This window comes from Thalassoglobus sp. JC818 (genome assembly GCF_040717535.1).
In the GTDB taxonomy this organism is placed as follows: Bacteria; Planctomycetota; Planctomycetia; order Planctomycetales; family Planctomycetaceae; genus Thalassoglobus.
Genome location: NZ_JBFEFI010000007.1, coordinates 225,168 through 243,818, shown reverse-complemented (window position 1 = coordinate 243,818; position 18,651 = coordinate 225,168). Strand labels below are relative to the sequence as shown.

Annotated in this window: 13 protein-coding genes; 6 read left to right on the top strand and 7 right to left on the bottom strand. The window is 52.7% G+C overall.

Annotated elements, in window-relative coordinates:
• Nucleotides 1-150: 150 nt before the first annotated feature.
• From AB1L42_RS18895 to AB1L42_RS18885, 3 genes are all read right to left on the bottom strand, one after another.
• Entirely contained in the window at nucleotides 151-657 is a 507-nt protein-coding gene (locus AB1L42_RS18895) for a DinB family protein (protein ID WP_367059700.1), read from the bottom strand.
• 115 nt (nucleotides 658-772) lie between these two features.
• Nucleotides 773-2,053 carry a PQQ-binding-like beta-propeller repeat protein gene (locus AB1L42_RS18890; RefSeq protein ID WP_367059697.1) on the bottom strand — a complete coding sequence of 427 codons (1,281 nt, stop codon included), beginning with the start codon at nucleotides 2,051-2,053 and terminating at the stop codon, nucleotides 773-775.
• Nucleotides 2,054-2,347: 294 nt separating this feature from the next.
• A complete protein-coding gene (locus AB1L42_RS18885) occupies nucleotides 2,348-3,661 on the bottom strand; it encodes a DUF4013 domain-containing protein (protein ID WP_367059694.1) in 1,314 nt (437 codons plus the stop codon).
• Nucleotides 3,662-3,969: 308 nt separating this feature from the next.
• On the opposite strand from AB1L42_RS18885, the gene AB1L42_RS18880 reads away from it, so the two are divergent.
• Entirely contained in the window at nucleotides 3,970-5,607 is a 1,638-nt protein-coding gene (locus AB1L42_RS18880) for a DUF1549 domain-containing protein (RefSeq protein ID WP_367059691.1), read from the top strand.
• A gap of 16 nt (nucleotides 5,608-5,623) precedes the next feature.
• Entirely contained in the window at nucleotides 5,624-6,949 is a 1,326-nt protein-coding gene (locus tag AB1L42_RS18875) for a DUF1501 domain-containing protein (RefSeq protein ID WP_367059688.1), read from the top strand.
• A gap of 37 nt (nucleotides 6,950-6,986) precedes the next feature.
• On the opposite strand, the gene AB1L42_RS18870 is transcribed toward AB1L42_RS18875, so the two are convergent.
• Nucleotides 6,987-8,051 (bottom strand): tRNA pseudouridine(13) synthase TruD, encoded by a 1,065-nt coding sequence (locus tag AB1L42_RS18870; protein ID WP_367059685.1) that lies wholly within the window; start codon nucleotides 8,049-8,051, stop codon nucleotides 6,987-6,989.
• A gap of 354 nt (nucleotides 8,052-8,405) precedes the next feature.
• On the opposite strand from AB1L42_RS18870, the gene AB1L42_RS18865 reads away from it, so the two are divergent.
• Complete coding sequence (locus tag AB1L42_RS18865; protein ID WP_367059682.1) at nucleotides 8,406-9,569, top strand: hypothetical protein; 1,164 nt, start codon at nucleotides 8,406-8,408, stop codon at nucleotides 9,567-9,569.
• A 334-nt stretch (nucleotides 9,570-9,903) separates the two neighbouring features.
• Entirely contained in the window at nucleotides 9,904-11,091 is a 1,188-nt protein-coding gene (locus AB1L42_RS18860; protein ID WP_367059679.1) for a molybdopterin-dependent oxidoreductase, read from the top strand.
• A gap of 89 nt (nucleotides 11,092-11,180) precedes the next feature.
• Here AB1L42_RS18860 and AB1L42_RS18855 read toward each other — a convergent pair whose 3' ends face one another.
• A complete protein-coding gene (locus AB1L42_RS18855) occupies nucleotides 11,181-12,575 on the bottom strand; it encodes a right-handed parallel beta-helix repeat-containing protein (RefSeq protein ID WP_367059676.1) in 1,395 nt (464 codons plus the stop codon).
• 431 nt (nucleotides 12,576-13,006) lie between these two features.
• Between AB1L42_RS18855 and AB1L42_RS18850 the strand changes: the two genes are divergently transcribed.
• Together AB1L42_RS18850 and AB1L42_RS18845 are read left to right on the top strand one after the other, a co-directional pair.
• Nucleotides 13,007-14,971, top strand: coding sequence for an HDOD domain-containing protein (locus AB1L42_RS18850; protein ID WP_367059673.1), 1,965 nt, complete (start codon nucleotides 13,007-13,009; stop codon nucleotides 14,969-14,971).
• Between the two features lie 279 nt (nucleotides 14,972-15,250).
• Nucleotides 15,251-15,916, top strand: coding sequence for a PEP-CTERM sorting domain-containing protein (locus tag AB1L42_RS18845; RefSeq protein ID WP_367059670.1), 666 nt, complete (start codon nucleotides 15,251-15,253; stop codon nucleotides 15,914-15,916).
• Here AB1L42_RS18845 and AB1L42_RS18840 read toward each other — a convergent pair.
• Nucleotides 15,900-17,765, bottom strand: coding sequence for a hypothetical protein (locus AB1L42_RS18840; RefSeq protein WP_367059666.1), 1,866 nt, complete (start codon nucleotides 17,763-17,765; stop codon nucleotides 15,900-15,902). The genes AB1L42_RS18845 and AB1L42_RS18840 overlap by 17 nt on opposite strands.
• 45 nt (nucleotides 17,766-17,810) lie before the next feature.
• Nucleotides 17,811-18,647 carry a hypothetical protein gene (locus AB1L42_RS18835; protein ID WP_367059663.1) on the bottom strand — a complete coding sequence of 279 codons (837 nt, stop codon included), beginning with the start codon at nucleotides 18,645-18,647 and terminating at the stop codon, nucleotides 17,811-17,813.
• Nucleotides 18,648-18,651: the final 4 nt, after the last annotated feature.

Here is an 18,651-nt window from a genome sequence, read left to right as displayed (position 1 = left end):
CATCGTCTACTCGCCAGCATGGAAAGTTTCGCTTGACCATGCTTGATCGCGAAGAATGTGCGAACGTTCGATGAACAGAGTCACGAGCTCCAACTTCGTTCGCCAAACCTAGCGTGAACTCAGTGTCCGGGCGTTTAGAGCCACGCAAATCTATCGCAACGATGCCTGACCAAATAAACGTCTGAGCATTGCGATCTGCCCGACGTGCAGCATCTCATGCTTTGGAGCGAATCGAAGAGCTTCACCTTTTGTCGAGAACATCGGATGCACGGGATCGATTGGCTCATCCAGCGTCTCCTGAGTGAGCTGCAATGTCTCTTCAACCACCTGCTGTTGAATCGCCACCAGACTCTCTCGGATCGCTGCCGGTTCGGGATATACCTCCGGATCGGGATTCGGTTGCGATCCCTTTCCGAACAGCGTGGCGTATTCATTAACGGGAAAGAGTTGTTCGTCGGAGGGTTTGAAGCCTCTCACTCGCTTGAGACACAAACCATATTGTGCAATTGCGATGTGACCAACTTGCCAGGCAATGTGATTGATTCCATCAGCAGGCTGCCGAAACCAGTCCCCATCGTCGACGTGATCGAGTAAATCGTTCGTGTAAGAACTGATCTTCTTAATATCTTCAACGATGAGTTGTAACTCAGTTTTCATAGCACTCAACTTTCTTAATCCCGTGATCCTGAAATCGTCGCTTCACGTCTCGACTGGATGCCCAGCGCTGAAGATTTGCGACGAGCTGCGAACGAATGCCCGGAATCGAAACGGCTTACTCCCCGATACAGATCAGGTACTCCTGACGTCGCGGTCCAATTCCTTTTCCGAATCGATAATAGATCCGATTTCCCACGACTGCTGGGGTTGGAAACAAGTCTGTTCCGAGACGTGTTCGAGAGACTTCTTCGTACCGCTCCGGGTTCGCCTGAATCACAAATACCTCACCATCTTCATTCGCTAGATAGATGTTGTCGTTCACAAGCACAGGCGAAGAACTGACATCGCCGCCCAGCCGCTTCTTCCACATCTCTTCGCCATCGGTGGCACGCCAGCAGTACAGGATGCCTCCATCCGCGAAGGCATAAATGTAGCCGTCGTGAATCACCATCGACTGCTCATAACACTTAGTCTTGTTTGTCCACACGATTTGATTTGATCCGTCCGCTTTAACCGCGATCGTTTCAGCTTTTGGATACCCTCCGCTGGCAAATACAGTGTCTTCATTCCAAACGATCGTTCCGCAAGTCGCTTGCGTGGTTCCTGGAACGCTCCACAGCTTGTCACCGGTCGCTGGGTCATAGCTGGACACTTCGAACAGCCCGCTGATCAATAGCTGTTCGCGGCCAGCCACCTTGGCCACAACAGGTGATGAAAAGCTGACATCCTGAGTCCGCTCGATACGCCAGACTTCATCCCCATTCTGCTGATTGAAAGCGACGAGATAGCTTCCCTGATCGGACTCAGCCGCCACGATCACCAGGTCTTTGTACAGCAAAGGCGAAGCCCCATAGCCGAACTTGTATTTCTTCGGATCAAAAGCCCCTGCAGACTTCGTCCAGACGATGTCGCCGGTCACCTTCAGACAACTGACTTTCACTTGCCGTTCATTGAAGAACGTCGTGAACAGCAATTCTCCATTGCTCGCGATCGTGCTCGAAGCATGCGTGTTTTTGGGATGAATTTCGGCAGGAAAGTTTCCGCTATGAATTGGTGTGATCCAAAGCTGCTTACCATTTCGTCGGTCAAAGCAAATCGCCCCCTGAATTTGATTCTGAGTGTCTGCCGTCGCAAGAAAAACTCGATCGCCAACGATTGTCGGAGAAGAATGCCCACTCCCAGGAACCTCGACCAGCCACTTCACGTTCTTTCGTTCATTGAACGTCGTTGGTGGATTCTGCCCAGAAGTCGCGTGGCTGTTGAAATTCGGACCTCGCCACCAAGGCCAGTCCGTGGCCGGGTCAATGGACTCAGCCAGCCCAACTTGCCCCTGCCAGACGAAGCCAAATACCGCCGCAATCAACATGGCCGCAATCAGAAACTTCTGCTCCTTCACAACCGCACTCCTGTCTGAATCCGTTTCGAATGCTTCACACGCAACGAGGCTCACATGCGAGCAGAATACAACCAATCGCTGGCAACGCGAGGCACCCATCCCTTCACCCGGAAGAGATGAAACTCACGAACAGCATGATCGTAGAGTCTGAACAGCGAACGCGAAACAGTGCTCGACCGACACGAGAGTTTGAAAGAGAGAAAATCACTTACCGCTTGATACATCGAGAATGTGCATCCGTTGGCGTCATTGAAGCGGGATCACTGCGAGCGGCGACTCAATACACTCGCGAAATCACGGATCGATCGCACCTTGAAATGGTGCGGGAAGCAGCAGTGAATGGTGATGGAAGAGGACCAGTTTTCCCTGTTCACCGAGGAATTGCGTGAAGAACAGAATGAAAACGTAGATGCAAAGCAATGCGATCAGAAGCAGTCCGCAAGTCCACCTGATAGAGAAATGCGAACGCAGTTGCTTTTCACGTTTGCGAACAGCCCGAGCATACACTGATCCCAGCAGAAACCTTGTCGGGAGAATGGTCACGACAAAGATCAACGTCACCGGCCACATCGCCTCTGGTGGGAGCAAAAATGCTTTGAATAGATAGAGTGGGAGCGAAAGGAGATACAGCACGATCAGTGCGAGCGTCCAGGCAACAGGTGCATGCTGCCAGAGCGACCGGATTTCTCGCAGTTGCAGGCCAGCAGCGAAACGTTGTTCACAGGCAAATCTCGCCTGCAAGAATGGAGCCCAGGACAACACGACCGCCAGAATTACTCCACCGAGAACTGTGAACAGAATCTGTCCTCCTTCCGGTTCTTTGGCAATCCCCAAGAGTGCAGTTGGCAAGACCAGCCAAATGAATGCAACGACGAAGCCTTTGACTCCGAGCATGAACGTCTTACCAATCTCAATACTGGCGAAGAATTCTTGAATAGCGTGGTCAGCGTGTTGAAAGTAATTGCCTTCCCGGACCTGTCGACGGAACCAAAGCACATTCTTTAACGGACGCAAAAAACAGCCGAGTGAACCGCCCCGCGCGATTGCAAAGATCAAGTGTCCAGTGATGACAATCCAACTGATTGTCAGAGCAAGTTTCCAGCCAGCTGCAGCAGACGATTCCGGAGCGATCAAGGCCGCGTCCGCTGCAAAACTCCCTAAGAACCGGAGTGGAAGCAAAAATGCCCAGACTCCCAAAGCGATCGTGGCAATCCGAGGAGCTTGCTCCAAAAGCGGAAAACCGTTCCGAATTTTTCCCGTACGCGCCACTGCGCCTTCGACTCGCAGAAAGTAGCCGAGCACAAAGAAATTGACGATCGGAATGGCTGCCAGAATAGCGAGAATGAGAACGAGACTCGCCAACGCGAAAACACGACTGACTCCCCACCAGCAGAAAGCGAAAGACCGCTTTATCCATCCGCGACGCGGCTTCGCTTCATCTAATACTGACGAAGAATCCTCTTCCGACTGTTGGGATAGAGAATGTTCTCGTTCACCTTCCGCTTCACCATTTGGAGTGAGTAGATCGAGTTGACCACCTTGAGGACTCGGCGTGTCCGCCGGCAACCCTGCGTCAATGCTATTTCGAGTTGTCTCGTATGCAGTCATAGACTCATGAACAAACAGGGATGTCGGTTGGGTTTTGACTTATTCTGACGACTGCCTCGCTGCCCCCGAATTTTGATTCGGAAGTTTCACTGAAAACTACGAGTCCCCAGTCAGCACAGGAATTTACCTTTCTTCCGTCCACTTTGTTTCAATGATTTCGTCAAACTCCGAAACTCGTGAAGTGTTCCGAAGGTATCCTACTAGGTAGAGATTCAAGAACATCTCGCGTTCAGACGAAACACAAGTCCCTGATTCCTCACAATTCGCCACAATCTCTTGCGGTCTCGATAATGAGTTTTGTTCGACCAATGTTGATTGCACTCGCTGTGGTGGGTGTCACGACTCTTGCGGTTCGCTCCTCGGCTGTCCCGCATGCTCTGGAACGGAATGTCACCGATTTTAGTAAGACCTCAGCACTGGCTCAGACGGGCAACTTGCCCTCGAACTCGACGGAAGCATCCATCGCTAACGCCCCCATTGTTACGGAGGCGAATGCAGAACTCGCACGATTGTGGGAAGCAGATGGTTCCGTACGGGCGGGTGAGGCGAGTGATCTTGTCATTCTCCGAAGACTTTCTTTGGCTCTACACGGCACGATTCCGTCTCTCGAAGAACTCCGGCTCTTCGAACTGGATACTTCCCCCGACAGAATCAACCGCTGGTGCGTGCGCCTTCTTCAGGACAACCGGTTCGATGACTACTTCGCTGAGCGATTGGCCCGCAGCTATGTCGGAACCGAGGGAGGACGGTTTCTCGTTTACCGCAGAGACCGCTTCATCAACTGGCTGACACACCAACTCAGAGCCAATCGTCCGTACAACGAAATTGTTTCCGCGATGATTTCCGGCACAGGTGTCTGGACCGGTCAGGGAGAAGTGAACTTTCTGACCAACGCTTTCGACGATGATGAATTCAATCCCAACAAGATCACCGCTCGAACTGTCCGCGCATTTCTCGGACAGCGAATGGATTGTGCACAATGCCACGACCATCCGTTCGATCATTGGACACAAAACGACTTCGAAGGCATCGCTGCCCATTTCTCACAAGTTCGAATCAGCCCCTTCGGATTGACCGACGACAAATCGAAGGAGTTCATCGTCGATGACGGAACAACTGAAGACGGTCGCATGGTCGCACCATCGGTCCCCTTCAATCCCGAGTGGCTCTCCGAAAGCGAAGCCCGACGCGAACGGCTGGCAGCGTGGGTCACTCACCCCTCAAACGTTCGATTCGAGCGAGCCACCGCCAACCATGTATGGGGACTCCTGTTCGGACGCCCATACGCAACCGATCGACCAGTTGATGACCTTCCCGATCCAGGTACCGATAGTCGTCTCGCGATGCTCGACTTGCTGGGTGAGAACTTCCGCGAGAACGGTTACGACCTCAAGCACCTGATTCGAGTGATTGTCGCGACGGATGCCTTTCGCATGAGTTCCGTCCCGCCCGAAACTAACGGAGACGAAGAAACTCCGGACAACTGGAGCGTATTCCCGTTAGTGCGATTGCGACCGGAACAGGTGATTGGATCGATGATTCAGGCGAACAACATTCGGACCGTCGATCAGAACTCGCATCTGTTCATTCGGGCACTGAAATTCTTCCGCGCCAATGACTTTGTCGACGAATTCGGAGACCCGGGAGCTGAGGAGCTTCAAGACCGCGCAGGGACAATTCCACAGGCATTGCTGCGGATGAATGGTGAACTCTCGCGCGAGCTGACGTCCATGAATCCATTCTTTGCTCCCGGACGCATCGCTGCCATCGCTCCAACTCCAGAGTCCCAAATCGAGACTGTGTACCTCTGCAGCTTGACGCGCAAACCAACACCTGAAGAGCTGCAACATTTTCAGACAATGTTCGAAGAATCCGGAACCGGAACAGCGATCGAAGACCTGTTCTGGATCATGTTCAATTCTCCTGAGTTCTCCTGGAACCATTAATCGCTCCGAACTGACAATGATCCATCACACCGGTTTTCAGTCGCTGTTCTCGTCACTGACTCGTCGGCAGGCTTTGCAGATTGGTCTAGGGACCGGGCTTTCCTTCCTGCTCCCAACTCTAGAAGCGCGCGCGACCGAAAAACGAGGGAAAGAACGTCCCAAGTCGATCATCGTGTTGTGGATGGGAGGCGGTCCGAGCCAACTGGAGTCGTGGGACCCGCATCCTGAAAGTTCCGTGGGTGAGACAGTTTCGAAGATTTCGACAACGATCCCGGGGCTGGAAATTGGTGACACACTCCCTCAAATGGCTGAGCAGATTCACCACCTGTCCGTGATTCGCTCGATGGTTTCGAAAGAAGGCGATCACGAACGCGGAACGTACTACGCTCAGACCGGCTATCGTCCTGACCCGAGTGTCATTCATCCTTCGATCACCGCGGTCATTTCCAAACAACTCAAACGCGACGACATTGAGATTCCGCAACACATCTCTCTCGCCAGCGGAGATGGTTTCGTTGTCCCGCGTGGAGGATTTCTCGGAGCGGACTACGACGCGTTTCGTATCTTCGATCCCGGAAGAAACATCCGCAACATGCGACCCGGAGTCGATGAAGCTCGCCAGCAGCGACGACTCGAAGGCCTGGACGTCGTTTCGAACTCGTTTGCATCGCTTCGACAGAAGCCAGTCGCCAAGACAAATCATCAGTCCGTGATTGAAAAAGCACTGACGATGATGTCGTCCAGTCAGCTGGAAGCCTTAACCCTCGAAGGGGAAGCTCAATCGACGATCGACCGCTATGGCGACAACCGATTTGGACGCGGATGCCTGGTTGCGCGCCGCCTCGTCGAACAGGGAGTGCGAGCCATTCAAGTTGTTCTGTCCGGGTTTGACACTCACGTCAACAATCTCGACGGACAACGCAATCAGTTTGCAATCCTCGATCCAGCATTCGCCACACTCATCGCTGACCTGAAGGAACGTGATCTTCTCGATTCCACAATCGTGCTTTGCCTGGGAGAATTTGGCCGGACGCCAAAAATCAATCCACTCGAAGGACGCGATCACTGGCCGATCGGCTTCTCGTGCGTCCTGGGTGGCGGAGGCTTAGCTGCAGGTCGAGTGATTGGCGAGACCGACCCAAACGCAGCCCGGTCCAACGAAGAACAACTCACCAAGACAACGCCACCAAAGTCTCCGGTCAGCATTCCCGATCTTTATGCGACGATCCTCACAACGATGGGACTCGACCCGTACGAGGAAATTCAGTCTCCGATTGGTCGACCGTTTATGATGAGTGAAGGAATGGCCGTCAATGACCTTCTTCCTGAGCGTCTTCGATAACAATCCCCAACGTTGGATGGCCAAGAGTCCGTTGCGGTCAGCTTTCATCGTTCTTCATGAATTCTCGCAACACCATGGTCGCGTAAACTCCCGACGGAAGTTCAAACTGAAATCGGAGCCCGTCATCAACTTGATCGACTTCCAGTTCCTCTAACCAGATGATGAGTGGTCGACGTGCTCCCGGGGTCAGTTTTTTGAACTGCTTAAAGTGTTCTTCGTTCAGGTTTGATCGCTCGAGGACTTCTGCTTCTTCGCGGCCGGGCAATTCGACCGGCTGCTTCATTTTCGGACCGAACAGCGGTCCTGTCGTCACGACTTCTCGATTCTCGAATCGTTTCTGATCAGTCGCCGGATCGTCTGAGACGAACGGTCCGCCCGACCGAACGACTTGCAGCACATCTCCCTTCCGGATCTGATGAACAGAGTTATTGTTCAAGCGATGTGCAAGCACGAGGTTGAACAAAGCTGACTGAACGGAAGAGAGAGCCAGTCGAACCAGAAACTTCCGTCGCTGAGGAGGAATACTCTGTGGAGAGATCGTTCCCCGCAACAGCTTCTCACCCGTTTCGAGAGTTTCCGCATCGATGCCGAAACGTTGAGTTCCAAAGAAATTGGGAACACCTGACTGCAAAAGCGTCTCTCGAATCTGCTTCGCTTGTGCGTACGCATCCGACGCCAACTCTCGTACTACGATCTCAAATCGATTGCCGATGAGATGGCCGGTTTTCAGTTTGTTTCCGTGCCGTGAAACTTCGAGGACTCGAATGGCGTCTGTGTCGAGATTTGGAATTCTCGATTCACAGCTTTCCGGGACCGAAACCCATTGTCTCGTAACTGCCTGACGATCTTTCAGGCCAGCGACTCCGATTTCTCGTCGCGAGGTTTCGAGGACCTTCGACAAATGCATGAGGAGTTGTTCCGATGAAACTCCAGTCTTTTCAATCTTCAAGTAGACGTGACTTCCTTCGCCGCACGGCAAATAAAGTGGAATCTCCTCGACGCGAAAGTCCGTTGGCGTCGCTTTGAGGACTCCTTGAATTCCTTCGACCTCCTTTGTGAAGTACGGGAGTGGAGTTTGAAGTTGTTGACTAAGTGTTTCCATCGTTGACCGATTGCTTCGAACCCAGCGCAAACGCACTTGAGGGTGGGAATAAGTGTCGTGTCAGCAGAACCGATTGATGGCTCCCCTGCACTCTCTCAGAACCACTTGTCGCGGGAAATCCTGAATCTGAGTCCGCGAATTCGCTGTGAGTATTCTGAAATACGCCGCAGTGGATCGAAAGTGCGTGTGAGAGTAAATCCACGAGACCGGAATTTCTCCTACTTGCATCGACCGTTTTGACTGCGCAATAATCCGAAAATCTTGAACCGGTCAGGGTTTGGATGCGTTACAGACAACAATGCGACGATGACAAACAGGAAGTGTTGCACTCATCTGTTCGCGGACTGACGGCAAATGAGACGTACGAAACAAGAAGTTTTCAAGGCTGATCCCACCACAATGAGCGAGCCACCTCCCGTTCCAGGGCAAAAGATCAACGATGGCAAAGGACGGATTTTTCCGTGCGAGCAATGTGGCGCCGACTTGAAATTTCATATCGGCGAGCAATCGCTGAAGTGCCCGTTCTGCGGAGCCACACGAGAACTCTCTTTCTCTGAAAACGCCGAGATTCGCGAACAGAATTTCGAGGAGATGATTGCCGAGCTCAAGCGACGAAAGTCCGAGCAGGAACATCAAGATCCCGAACATCAGGAAGTCCGCTGTGAATCGTGCGGCACCGATGTCATTTTTGATGGGACGTTGACCAGCATCGACTGTCCGTACTGCGGATCTCCTCTTCAACGCGAGAAAATTCACACCGGTGGCTTTCGTGTGAATGTCGACGCAGTCATGCCATTTCAGATTGATCTCCGGCAAGCGCAAGGCAAAATCGCCGCCTGGGTCCAATCTCTGTGGTTTGCCCCAAACGACTTCAAGAAAATGGGCGCAAAAGGGAAATGCAACGGCGTCTACCTCCCCTTCTGGACCTTCGACACCCTCACGTTCACCGTTTACCACGGAGAGCGAGGAGAGGACTACACCACAACTGTCGGAACAGGGGATAAGAAACGAACGGTGACTCGAACCCGTTGGTACACCGCGACCGGTAAGTTCCAGCGATTCTTCGACGACGTCCTCATCAATGCCACAGGCAAGTTCTCCAAGACTGACCTCGAGGAACTTGGACCGTGGCCGCTTGACTCACTGCTTCCCTTCACACAGGAAGTAATCGCCGGGCATTTTGCTCGAACGTATGACGTCGAACTCGAAGACGCTCTGCCCATGGCCAAACAGATCATCGACTCCGCGATTCATAACGAGTGCCGCGGACGAATCGGGGGAGATCGACAGCGTGTGCATTCGGTGAAAACTCGCTACGACGCTGTGACCTACAAGCACTGCCTGCTTCCGATCTACATGCTGGCTTACCGCTACAAAGGCAAAAGCTTTCGCGTTTTTGTCAACGGTGCTTCCGGAACCGTTCGCGGGGAGCGTCCCTACAGCTGGGTCAAGATTTCAGCTGCCGTGCTTTCAGCGCTGGCTGTGGTCATCACCGCGTTTGCACTGTTCGCAAAGTAAACAGATCGCAATGCCCCTCTGCAGATCAACCTAACTTCGCAGTCAGGCATGCGAGAGTGCCAATTCGGCCGCAGTTGTTTTGAAAGTGTGCGATATCGAACAGAACGTGCAGAATTGACCAGCTGGCGTTCGATTTCCGCAGAGGCATCTTTTTCATTTTCTCTGGAGTCACTAACATCAGCGGCGAAAGCCTGTCGCACTCTTGAGTGCACAAGCTGGAACTGTTCGATATCGAATTCGCTCTTTTCAACGCGCATACGAGCGAAGATCACCTGAATGAATACTCAATAAAAAGACCGTCGCTGCGGACAATCCGACTTCGAGGAGACATGAGATGACTTTGCCCGCTCATTCACGCCGTTCCTTTCTGGGATCATCACTGGCAGCTGGAACAGCAGCCGGACTTGGACTGTTCAAATCGCCGATGAGCTTCGGTCAGGAAGCCCCGAAAGTCGTCGGTAAGTTGAAGGCTCACACAACGATTCCGATGAACGCGGAACCCGCTCTCAACGATCTCATTCAATCATGGATGACGCCTACCGACCTGTTTTACATCCGCAGCCATGCCCCGGTTCCAGAGATCGACACGAAATCGTTCCGATTGAAAGTCGAGGGAATGGTCGAGAAACCACTCGAGTTGTCATTGGAAGAAATCGCCAATCTTCCGCAACAAGAAGTCGTCGCCACGATGACTTGCGCAGGCAATCGACGCTATGAACATAGTCGCGTCTCTCCAATTAAAGGAGTTCCGTGGCAAGAAGGAGCCATTGGAAATGCGAAATGGTCAGGAGCAATCCTGTCGTCGATTCTGAAGAAAGCCGGAGTTCGCCCGGAAGCATCTCACGTCTGGTTCGACGGACTCGATGTCGTGCCACACAACGATTCCACAATCCCGTTCGGTGCTTCGATTCCGCTTCGAAAAGCGATGGATGACACAGCGGAAATGCCGGGCTCTTTGCTCTGCACAAAAATGAACGGAGAAGCACTGACCCCGGATCACGGATGGCCACTGAGAACGGTTGTCCCAGGTTATATCGGTGCAAGGAGCGTGAAGTGGCTCGGAAAGATCACATTGAGCGACCGCACTTCGCCGAATCATTACGTCGCGACAGCATATAAAGTCGTCGAAGAAGGGAACGATCTTGAATGGGACGAGAAAGGCCCCATCTACCGCTACCCGATCAATTCCGTAATCTGTAATCCCAGCCCCAGCGAATCATTAAATGCCGGGCAGGTCACTGTTGCAGGTTACGCCCTGCCGCCGGGATACCCGGGAGTCACCATCCGAGCAGTCCAAGTTTCAGCAGACGGCGGAAAAACATGGAAGCGGGCAAGAGTCTCGTCCCCGGTCAATCAATACTGCTGGGTGCTGTGGTCGACGAAAATCGACGTCAAATCTGGAACCGATGAAATCATCGTCCGCGCGATCGACTCGACTGGCGATCGCCAACCGCGCAGCGTCGATTGGAACCTTAAAGGTTATCTCTTCAACGCTTGGCATCGCGTCCCTGTCAAAGTTTGAGAATCTGAGGACTCTCACGACAGCGATGACCAAGCCGTGTACGACGACCTCACATTTCGCAAAACCTGAGGTCGTCGAGAACTGTGTGTCTATTCATTGTGATCCGTTAAGATCCCCTGACTGTCGACGATCTGAATGGCTTTCCAATCGTCGGTTGCATCGTCGGGACGTTCGATCAAACAACCAAAGATGCGGGTTCGTTCGCACTCTCGAATGTCGATCGCAACCGGCTTGCAGTTGAGTATCAAACAACTCGTGAAGTTGAAGTGTTTGCAGCGAAGAAGCTGAATGGCTGCATCATTGTGAGTCACGGAGTCGATGAGGTTGCCGTTGAACACCACTCCGGAGCAATCGGTGAATTGCAGCCCGTTCTTTGACGTTGATCCATCTCCGTAATGGTATCGAGGATTTCGGTCGAAAACATTGTTGGCAACCACGACGTTTGTCGAGCTATCGACGACGAGGTTTGCTTCGAATCCCTTCCAGACCGTATTGCCGGTGATCGAAACTCCTCGGGCATCGGTCACTTCGATGTTCACTTTCACATCAGACAGAACGTTGTCGGCGATCGTCAGATTTCCATGGCGCGTTTCATCAGTGAATGGACGAGCGGTGCTGTTTCCGTTGAAACGAATGTTCGCAGAGTTTTCTGACACGTGGTCGTGTTGAATCGTGCATCCCACGATCGCAACTTCGGCGATCGAGCCGTTTCTTGAGTCGAGATCGACATTCGCACTCGCAGGCTTTCCGGGGCCTCCCATGTTGCCTTCGATATCACAAGTCCCGATATGGACGTTACGAACGTCCCCTCCCCGGCTGACAATTCCGCCGCCGTCGTTATAGCTGATGTGACATCCGACGATGTTCGACTGATGCAGATTGACGTCGTCGTAGTAGATTCCGATCCCGGAGTTATCGTAGATGTGACAGTCAGAGATGATGATATTGCGATTCCGATTCGTCAGATGAATTCCGTGATGAAGCTCTCTGAGGACGCAGCGAGTTACAGTCAATTGCATCGTGCCGGTAGCTTCAATTCCGTTGCCTTTTGGGTTCTTTCCCACAATCTCAATGCCATCGACCATTGGCGCACGCTGGTTCTCCCAGACATTTCTTTTGAATGAATCCGGAGCTGCGGTTCCATCGTGTGTCCCGACAAATCGAATTGCCGGCCCTTCTCCTTCCATCAGGATCGTTGCCGCTCCATTTCCCGAAATTGCCGTCGGACCAACTTCGTCGAGATTGATGGTCAGAGTTTTTGTGACTCGGTGAACTCCACGCGGCAGTTGAAGATTTCCGCCCCCAGAATTGATCGATTCCTGAATTTGTTCGGTCACGTCGGCCTGACCATCTCCAGGAAGATCCAGCTTGGCGGAATCGGCTCCGAAAGCTGACGGCGTCGCTGCCAGGATCAAACTGAGAGTGATCGCACTCGCTAACTGAGACAGGGAATTCGGCGGGCTGTATTTTCGGATTCGTGTCATGTTTTCTCCGAGTGAGAGAATGTTTCGCTTTTGGGCTTTCTAAGAAACAACAGCAAACAAAATGAAGGACTACTCCTCAGTGTTCAAGAGTGTGCCGCGAAGAAATGTTTCAATCGCCTTTCGCTGAAATTGCATGACTGATCGCCGAGAGCCTGAGAAGCGACGAACACCAATTGAACAAGAGCAATGGTTGTCTTCGTAGCTGCGTGAAAGCAACGTGTCCTGACTGCCTCAGTCGCTCTTTCCATCGTGTTGATGATTCCAGTCAAAGCTCTCCTCAAAGTTGAAACTGTGAGCAAGCTTTGCGAATCGAAAAGATGCTCGTCAGGAACTCCGGACAGTCGATTCCTGCCGAGGTAAGCTTTTCTAAAGTGCCTGCCGACTGCTTTCGTCTTCTTGCGTCGACGCCCTCACCACAAGAACTCTCACCAATGATTGACTGGCCGAAACTTGTTGCTTGCCGACTCGGCCCAGATCCTCTCGGGCGACTGCCTGCGCGCATTCAGATTCCGCGTCCTCCGCATTCAGTGGCTCAGTTTGTCGAAGTCTGTGAGCGACCCGACATCCCGCTGCGGAAACTGGCGACAATCGTCGAAGTCGACATGGAACTCGCTTCGAATGTGCTACGGCTCGTCAACGCCAGCACGCTCATGCTTCAGCGAAGAATTTCGTCGATCCAGCATGCGATCGGAATGATTGGCCTCCGTCGTTGCAAGATGCTTGTCATGAGCGCTGCACTGCACGCTTCGTTTGTGACGCGTGATCAATCGGGAAGCACCGTCGATTCGTTTCTGATCGAAGCACAGGAACGCGCCATGTTTGCTGTTCGAGTCGCGAAGCTGCTGGGTGTCGATCAGGACCATGTTTATGTCGCTGCGCTGCTGCAGGACATTTTGTTGCACCACCTTCTCGATGAATTTGATGACACGTACTCCAAGTTCGATCGAACTCGGGAGTCCATCGTTGATTTTGAACGCACTGAGTTTCAATGGGATCACGCGTCTCTCGCGGGACAACTCCTTCAACGTTGGAATTTCGCTGAAGAAGTGGTCGCCTGTGCCTGCTATCAGCATGAGCACGACGTCATTCTTGCCGACGAAGAATTGCTGCACTCCGAAATTGCTGCCGTAGCAATCAGTGGGTTGTTGCCAAGCGGTTTCCCTCAAGAGCCAGAGATTATTTCGCGATTCGTTGCGTACCAGAATCACATTCCCGGCTTCGACTTTCTTGAAATCGCCGCTTCGGTCGACGAAGAAATCGAGAGAAACGAATCTCTCCCGGTCAATCGGGTCCGGCTGTCCGACCGACTCGAAAGACTGGCACTGGCCGCTGTTCAAGCTCCAAGCATCGAAACGAATTGGGTTGAACAGCAACTCGGCAGCTACACACTTGAAGAAGAAATTGGTCGTGGTGGGATGGGCATCGTTTACCGTGCCCGACACACGATGCTGCACCGACCGGCAGCTGTCAAGATGATGAAAACGTCTCGCGTCAGCCGTCAGTTGCTGGAACGTTTTCGCGTTGAAGCCCGCACCACCAGCGAACTCTCAAGCCCGCACACGGTTCAGGTTTATGACTACGGAGTGACTCCCGAAGGCACGCTCTATTATGTGATGGAATATTTGGACGGCTTGAGCCTCAGCGATCTCGTTTACCAGCACGGGCCAATTCCGGAAGGACGGGCGATTCACATTCTCTGTCAGGTCTGCGGATCGCTGTCGGAATCACATCACAAAGGGCTCATTCACCGCGACATCAAACCAGAGAACATCGTCTTAACAACATGTGCTGGGGCTCATGACTTCGCGAAAGTCCTCGACTTCGGATTGGTGGCAGTGACGGGAGAGCGAGCCAACCGAGACAAAGAAACGGGCATCACCGGGACACCCAACTACATGTCGCCAGAGTCAATTCATTTCCCCGACGAAGTTGACGAGCGATCAGACATTTACGCGCTGGGAGGTGTCGCTCACTTCCTCGTCTCAGGGCAGGTCTTGTTCGGGAATCTTCCGCTCCGCAAAATTATCTGCGCGCAGGTTGAAACACCTCCACCTCGACTACGAAGACACCTCAAAGCAAACGTTAGCCGTGAGTATGAGGAGATCGTCTTGAGTTGCCTGGAGAAAGACCCTCGCAACCGGCCGCAATCTGTCGTCGAACTTGCAGAGTGCTTGAACCGCTTGAAAGCATCACATGAGTGGAATTTCTCCAAAGCTGCCGAGTGGTGGGGGATGCGAGCGATCTCACATTCACCACGGAAACAGACCGGAAAGCTTCAAACGCCTCAGCGCAATCCAGGCTCTTCCACTTCTCCGGCAATCTCTCCCAATAAGCCGGATGAACTGCCGGGAAATGCCAATCAATCGACGGTGATCATCGCAGAAGAGCTGCAATGATCGCTTCAGTTGGGGAGTCGATCGAAATTCTGCTCGCTCTGAGCCCAAGATAGCGGAAACCTGATGATGAGAATTCCGAGCCACTCAATCAGTTTCACATTGTGCCGGTCGTAACGGTTTTCGCTCCGCACTTCTGATCCGAAACTTAGGATCATCATAATTCTCACGCGAAAATTCTTCCTGAGAGCAATTCCGACTTTACTTTTCCTGAGACTTGTACGGGATGCGAAACCGCTTGCGCGGCCCGTGCAACCAGCAAATTCAGACTACGAGGGACAGATGCTCAGGAATCTCGTCGGAATCATCGTTGTCACTGCCCACATGATGAACGGGTCATGCGTCGAGGCAGATGTTGTTCTCGATTTTGAACAACTCGTCCATGTGGACACATTCGTGGATGCCCTCCCCGGAGTGACTTACAGCGAAGATGGATACACGTTAACCACGCCGGGGCTTGGCGGATTTGCCAGCTTCGGGACACTCGACACACGCTTTACCGGGTCGACATCCTTGATCATCAACTCGGTTCCGAATCCTCTCGACCCTCTGGACCCGCGGAACTCCGCCACACTTACACAAGATGGTGGTGGTTCATTTGCTTTGAAGTCGATCGATCTTGCCGAGTTGAACTTTCCACTCTCGACGACCGTGACCTTCGTCGCGGTAAAAACCGGAGGCGGAACAGCTATGCAATCATTCACTCTCGATGGAATCGCGTTCGCTGCTGAGACCTTTTTGTTTAGCTCGGACTTCAATTCAATTACTTCGGTGACGTGGCGGCAGGACGGATATTTTCATCAGTTTGATAACATAGTCGTCGGTCCGGCTGGCCCAATTGTTCCTGAGCCATCGACGATGCTTTTGTTTTCTTGTGGACTGCTCGGCATCGCAATCGCACTCTTTCGCGAACGTCGGACAGCAGCAGTTCTCAAGCTTTGCGAATAAAGTGTTCCGCGTAGGTACGAACTTGTCGTCCATTCAGCACATGGAACATTTTGAGCTTCTGAATCGTCTCGCTGCTGAATCCTGCCAGGGGCAGATGAATCAATCGCTTGCCGCTTCTCTTCGCGATCCGTCTCCACGCAATCCCCGGTGGAGAGTGTGACAGCAAAGCGATGTGCCGCTCATTGGAATGGTAGCAGGCAGCGATCAGAAGCCGTTCTTCTAACGTATCGACCGAGTCAAATCGGCGATCTTGCCAGATGTCGGGAATTGGACGTGGTGGAAACAAGAACATCGCCCCTCCGTAAGTCGACATTGCAATTCCAGGTCCGACGAATTCGTTCTCGAACGGAGTGGCATAAAACGAGAGTGTCGACTCATCCTGATGTTCGGCATGCCAGGTGATTCTCCATGGATAATCACGCGGATCGGCCGGGGAATCGAACAGCATGATCACGCAATCCAAAGTCCCTCGACTCGGGGGATTCTCTTTCACGTACAACTCGCCGGTGTGCCAGTTGCGGAGCGTTTCGCGAATATCGATTCCATCTTTAATGCTCGAAGTGAACTTTTCGACTCGGGCAAGATCATTCCCAAGCATCGCCAATGCACGATCTTTGACATGAGTGCGGAAGCGTTCGATCGCGACATCTTCCGGCGGCCAACTACAGTGGCTGAAGGGGTTCCATTTCATGGCCCACGATTGCTTGTCGATCTCCGGCGGTTTATTTCGAAGCTCACAGGTACGCCACGTGACCGGTTGACCAGCCAAACGGCTCTTGAGGTGAAAGATGTCACCGTTCGGAAATTCGCCGCGTCCGATGGACATCTTTAGGTCACCGTATGGAAGACTTTCCTTGAATTCGTATTCACGAGCCGTTTCCGCGAGTGAGATTGCGAAGAGATCTCCCCCAATTTGCTTGGCAGCGGTGATCAATGTGTACAGATCAGGAGTCAGGCGGCGTTCGATCAGACTCAGATTTCGAATGTACTTGAGCATCGACCGCATCGTGAGTGGCGAAATTCGTCGACCTTTTTGCCCATGTTCGTCGACATACCTTTTTCTAGATTCAAAGAGCAGCTCTTTGACACCATCGATAGAGAGATTGTCGTCGAGATCGAGCGTTAATCGCGAGCGTTCGTACAAGCTCGTGATGAACGGCAACTCTTCCAAAACGAAAACCAGCGTGCGCGGATCAACACGGAAAATCTCTGTTTCATAAACAGCTTCCGGCTCTGCGAGACGAAACTCCTGAGACCGATAGGCATCTCGAATCCAGATCCAATCAAGCACGGAACAGACGAAGAGGATTGCGGAATGCTTCTTCTCTAATTCACGAAGCGAGCGAGCCATCCACTCAATTCGCGCTCGATGCTGGTCTCGCTCCGGACGACGGGACTCTGGAACGACAGCCGCAGCAAACTGTTCAATTTTCACTCGTTTCAGAGCGTAAGGGTCCGGAAGAACTCCGGTTGTGATCTCAAAATCCTCGACTTCGAGATCGATATATTGCCGAGGAATCCGTTCCTGAAGAGCGACTCGAATGGCCTGAATCGCTGGCTGGCACGGATCGATCGGCACATAGCTGGCGATGTTTTCCGACTCGCTCTCCCCTTCGGGCGTCCAGGTCGACGCAGTCGGAGCTGTCTCGGGTTGCACGACCATCGAGACAGTTGGCAGGTGTCTCACTCCCGCTTCAACATGGGTCCGAAACGATTCCGGCAGAGGGAGAGCGACACAATCAAACTTCTGCGCGAGCATTGTTTCGCGAACCTGAATCGCAAAATCTCCGCTCCCGTGTACGACAGGCAGACAGTAGATCTGGTCGCTGAACTGCAATACGGAATTCATCCGCGCTTCCTTGAGGTCATTGAACAAGCATTTCCTACTCTGCAATTATGATGCTTGATGCCCCTGTTGCGGAAGCGTCAATTCGCCGGTTTCAAGAAAGTGCTCGACGACCAGCGGATACTGCGACGCGACATCCAACACTTCCCAGCAGTCTTCCGGCTTCAAGTAGAGCGACAAGAAATGACTTTCGCCTGACTCATCGGATTCACGTGAACGAATCAGGAGAGCTTGTTCCGTCCTGATGGCCTGCATGGAGCGTGATTGGTATTCAATCTGCGTCGCCCCTGCCTCATCACGAAAATTGAGATAACTGCCTGTTGATTCCGAAATTGCCCGCACGGCACTGGGAATTGAATCGCTCGTCAGTAACCTGGATCGACGGCGAGAAACATCTTGCCCCGGCTGTTGAATGATCAACGGTATATGGGCTGCAGCTTCGGTGACTGACCGCTCCGGGTGAGTCGCTAAAGCGTCGACATCAATGTGCTCACCTAAATTTGCGGTGACGACAACCGTTGTTGGTTCGTTGGAGTCTGTAGCGGTCTTCCATGAATTCAAAGTACTCGCGAAGGCCCGATCAATTTCTGCAATTGGCGTATCGCTCGGCAAGTTGAGAAGAAGTGTCGACACCGAGGACGAACCGGAAGCAAGTTCTTGAACGTTGTCGTCAATCTCTTCGATTGAGTTGGCCTGGCGGAAGGAGGCCCGGGAGATCCCATTTAATTCCTGCGTCAAGGGGTGAGTTCGGTCCGCGACATAAACCCAGTCGTAGACATCCGCGCAGCTTGTGAATTCATCGAAAGCTGTGAGGGATCGAGAACCTCCGTAAGCTCCCAGTTCGGAGGCGGGCAGATGCTGAAAGACGATCACGAACGTGCGCATCGAA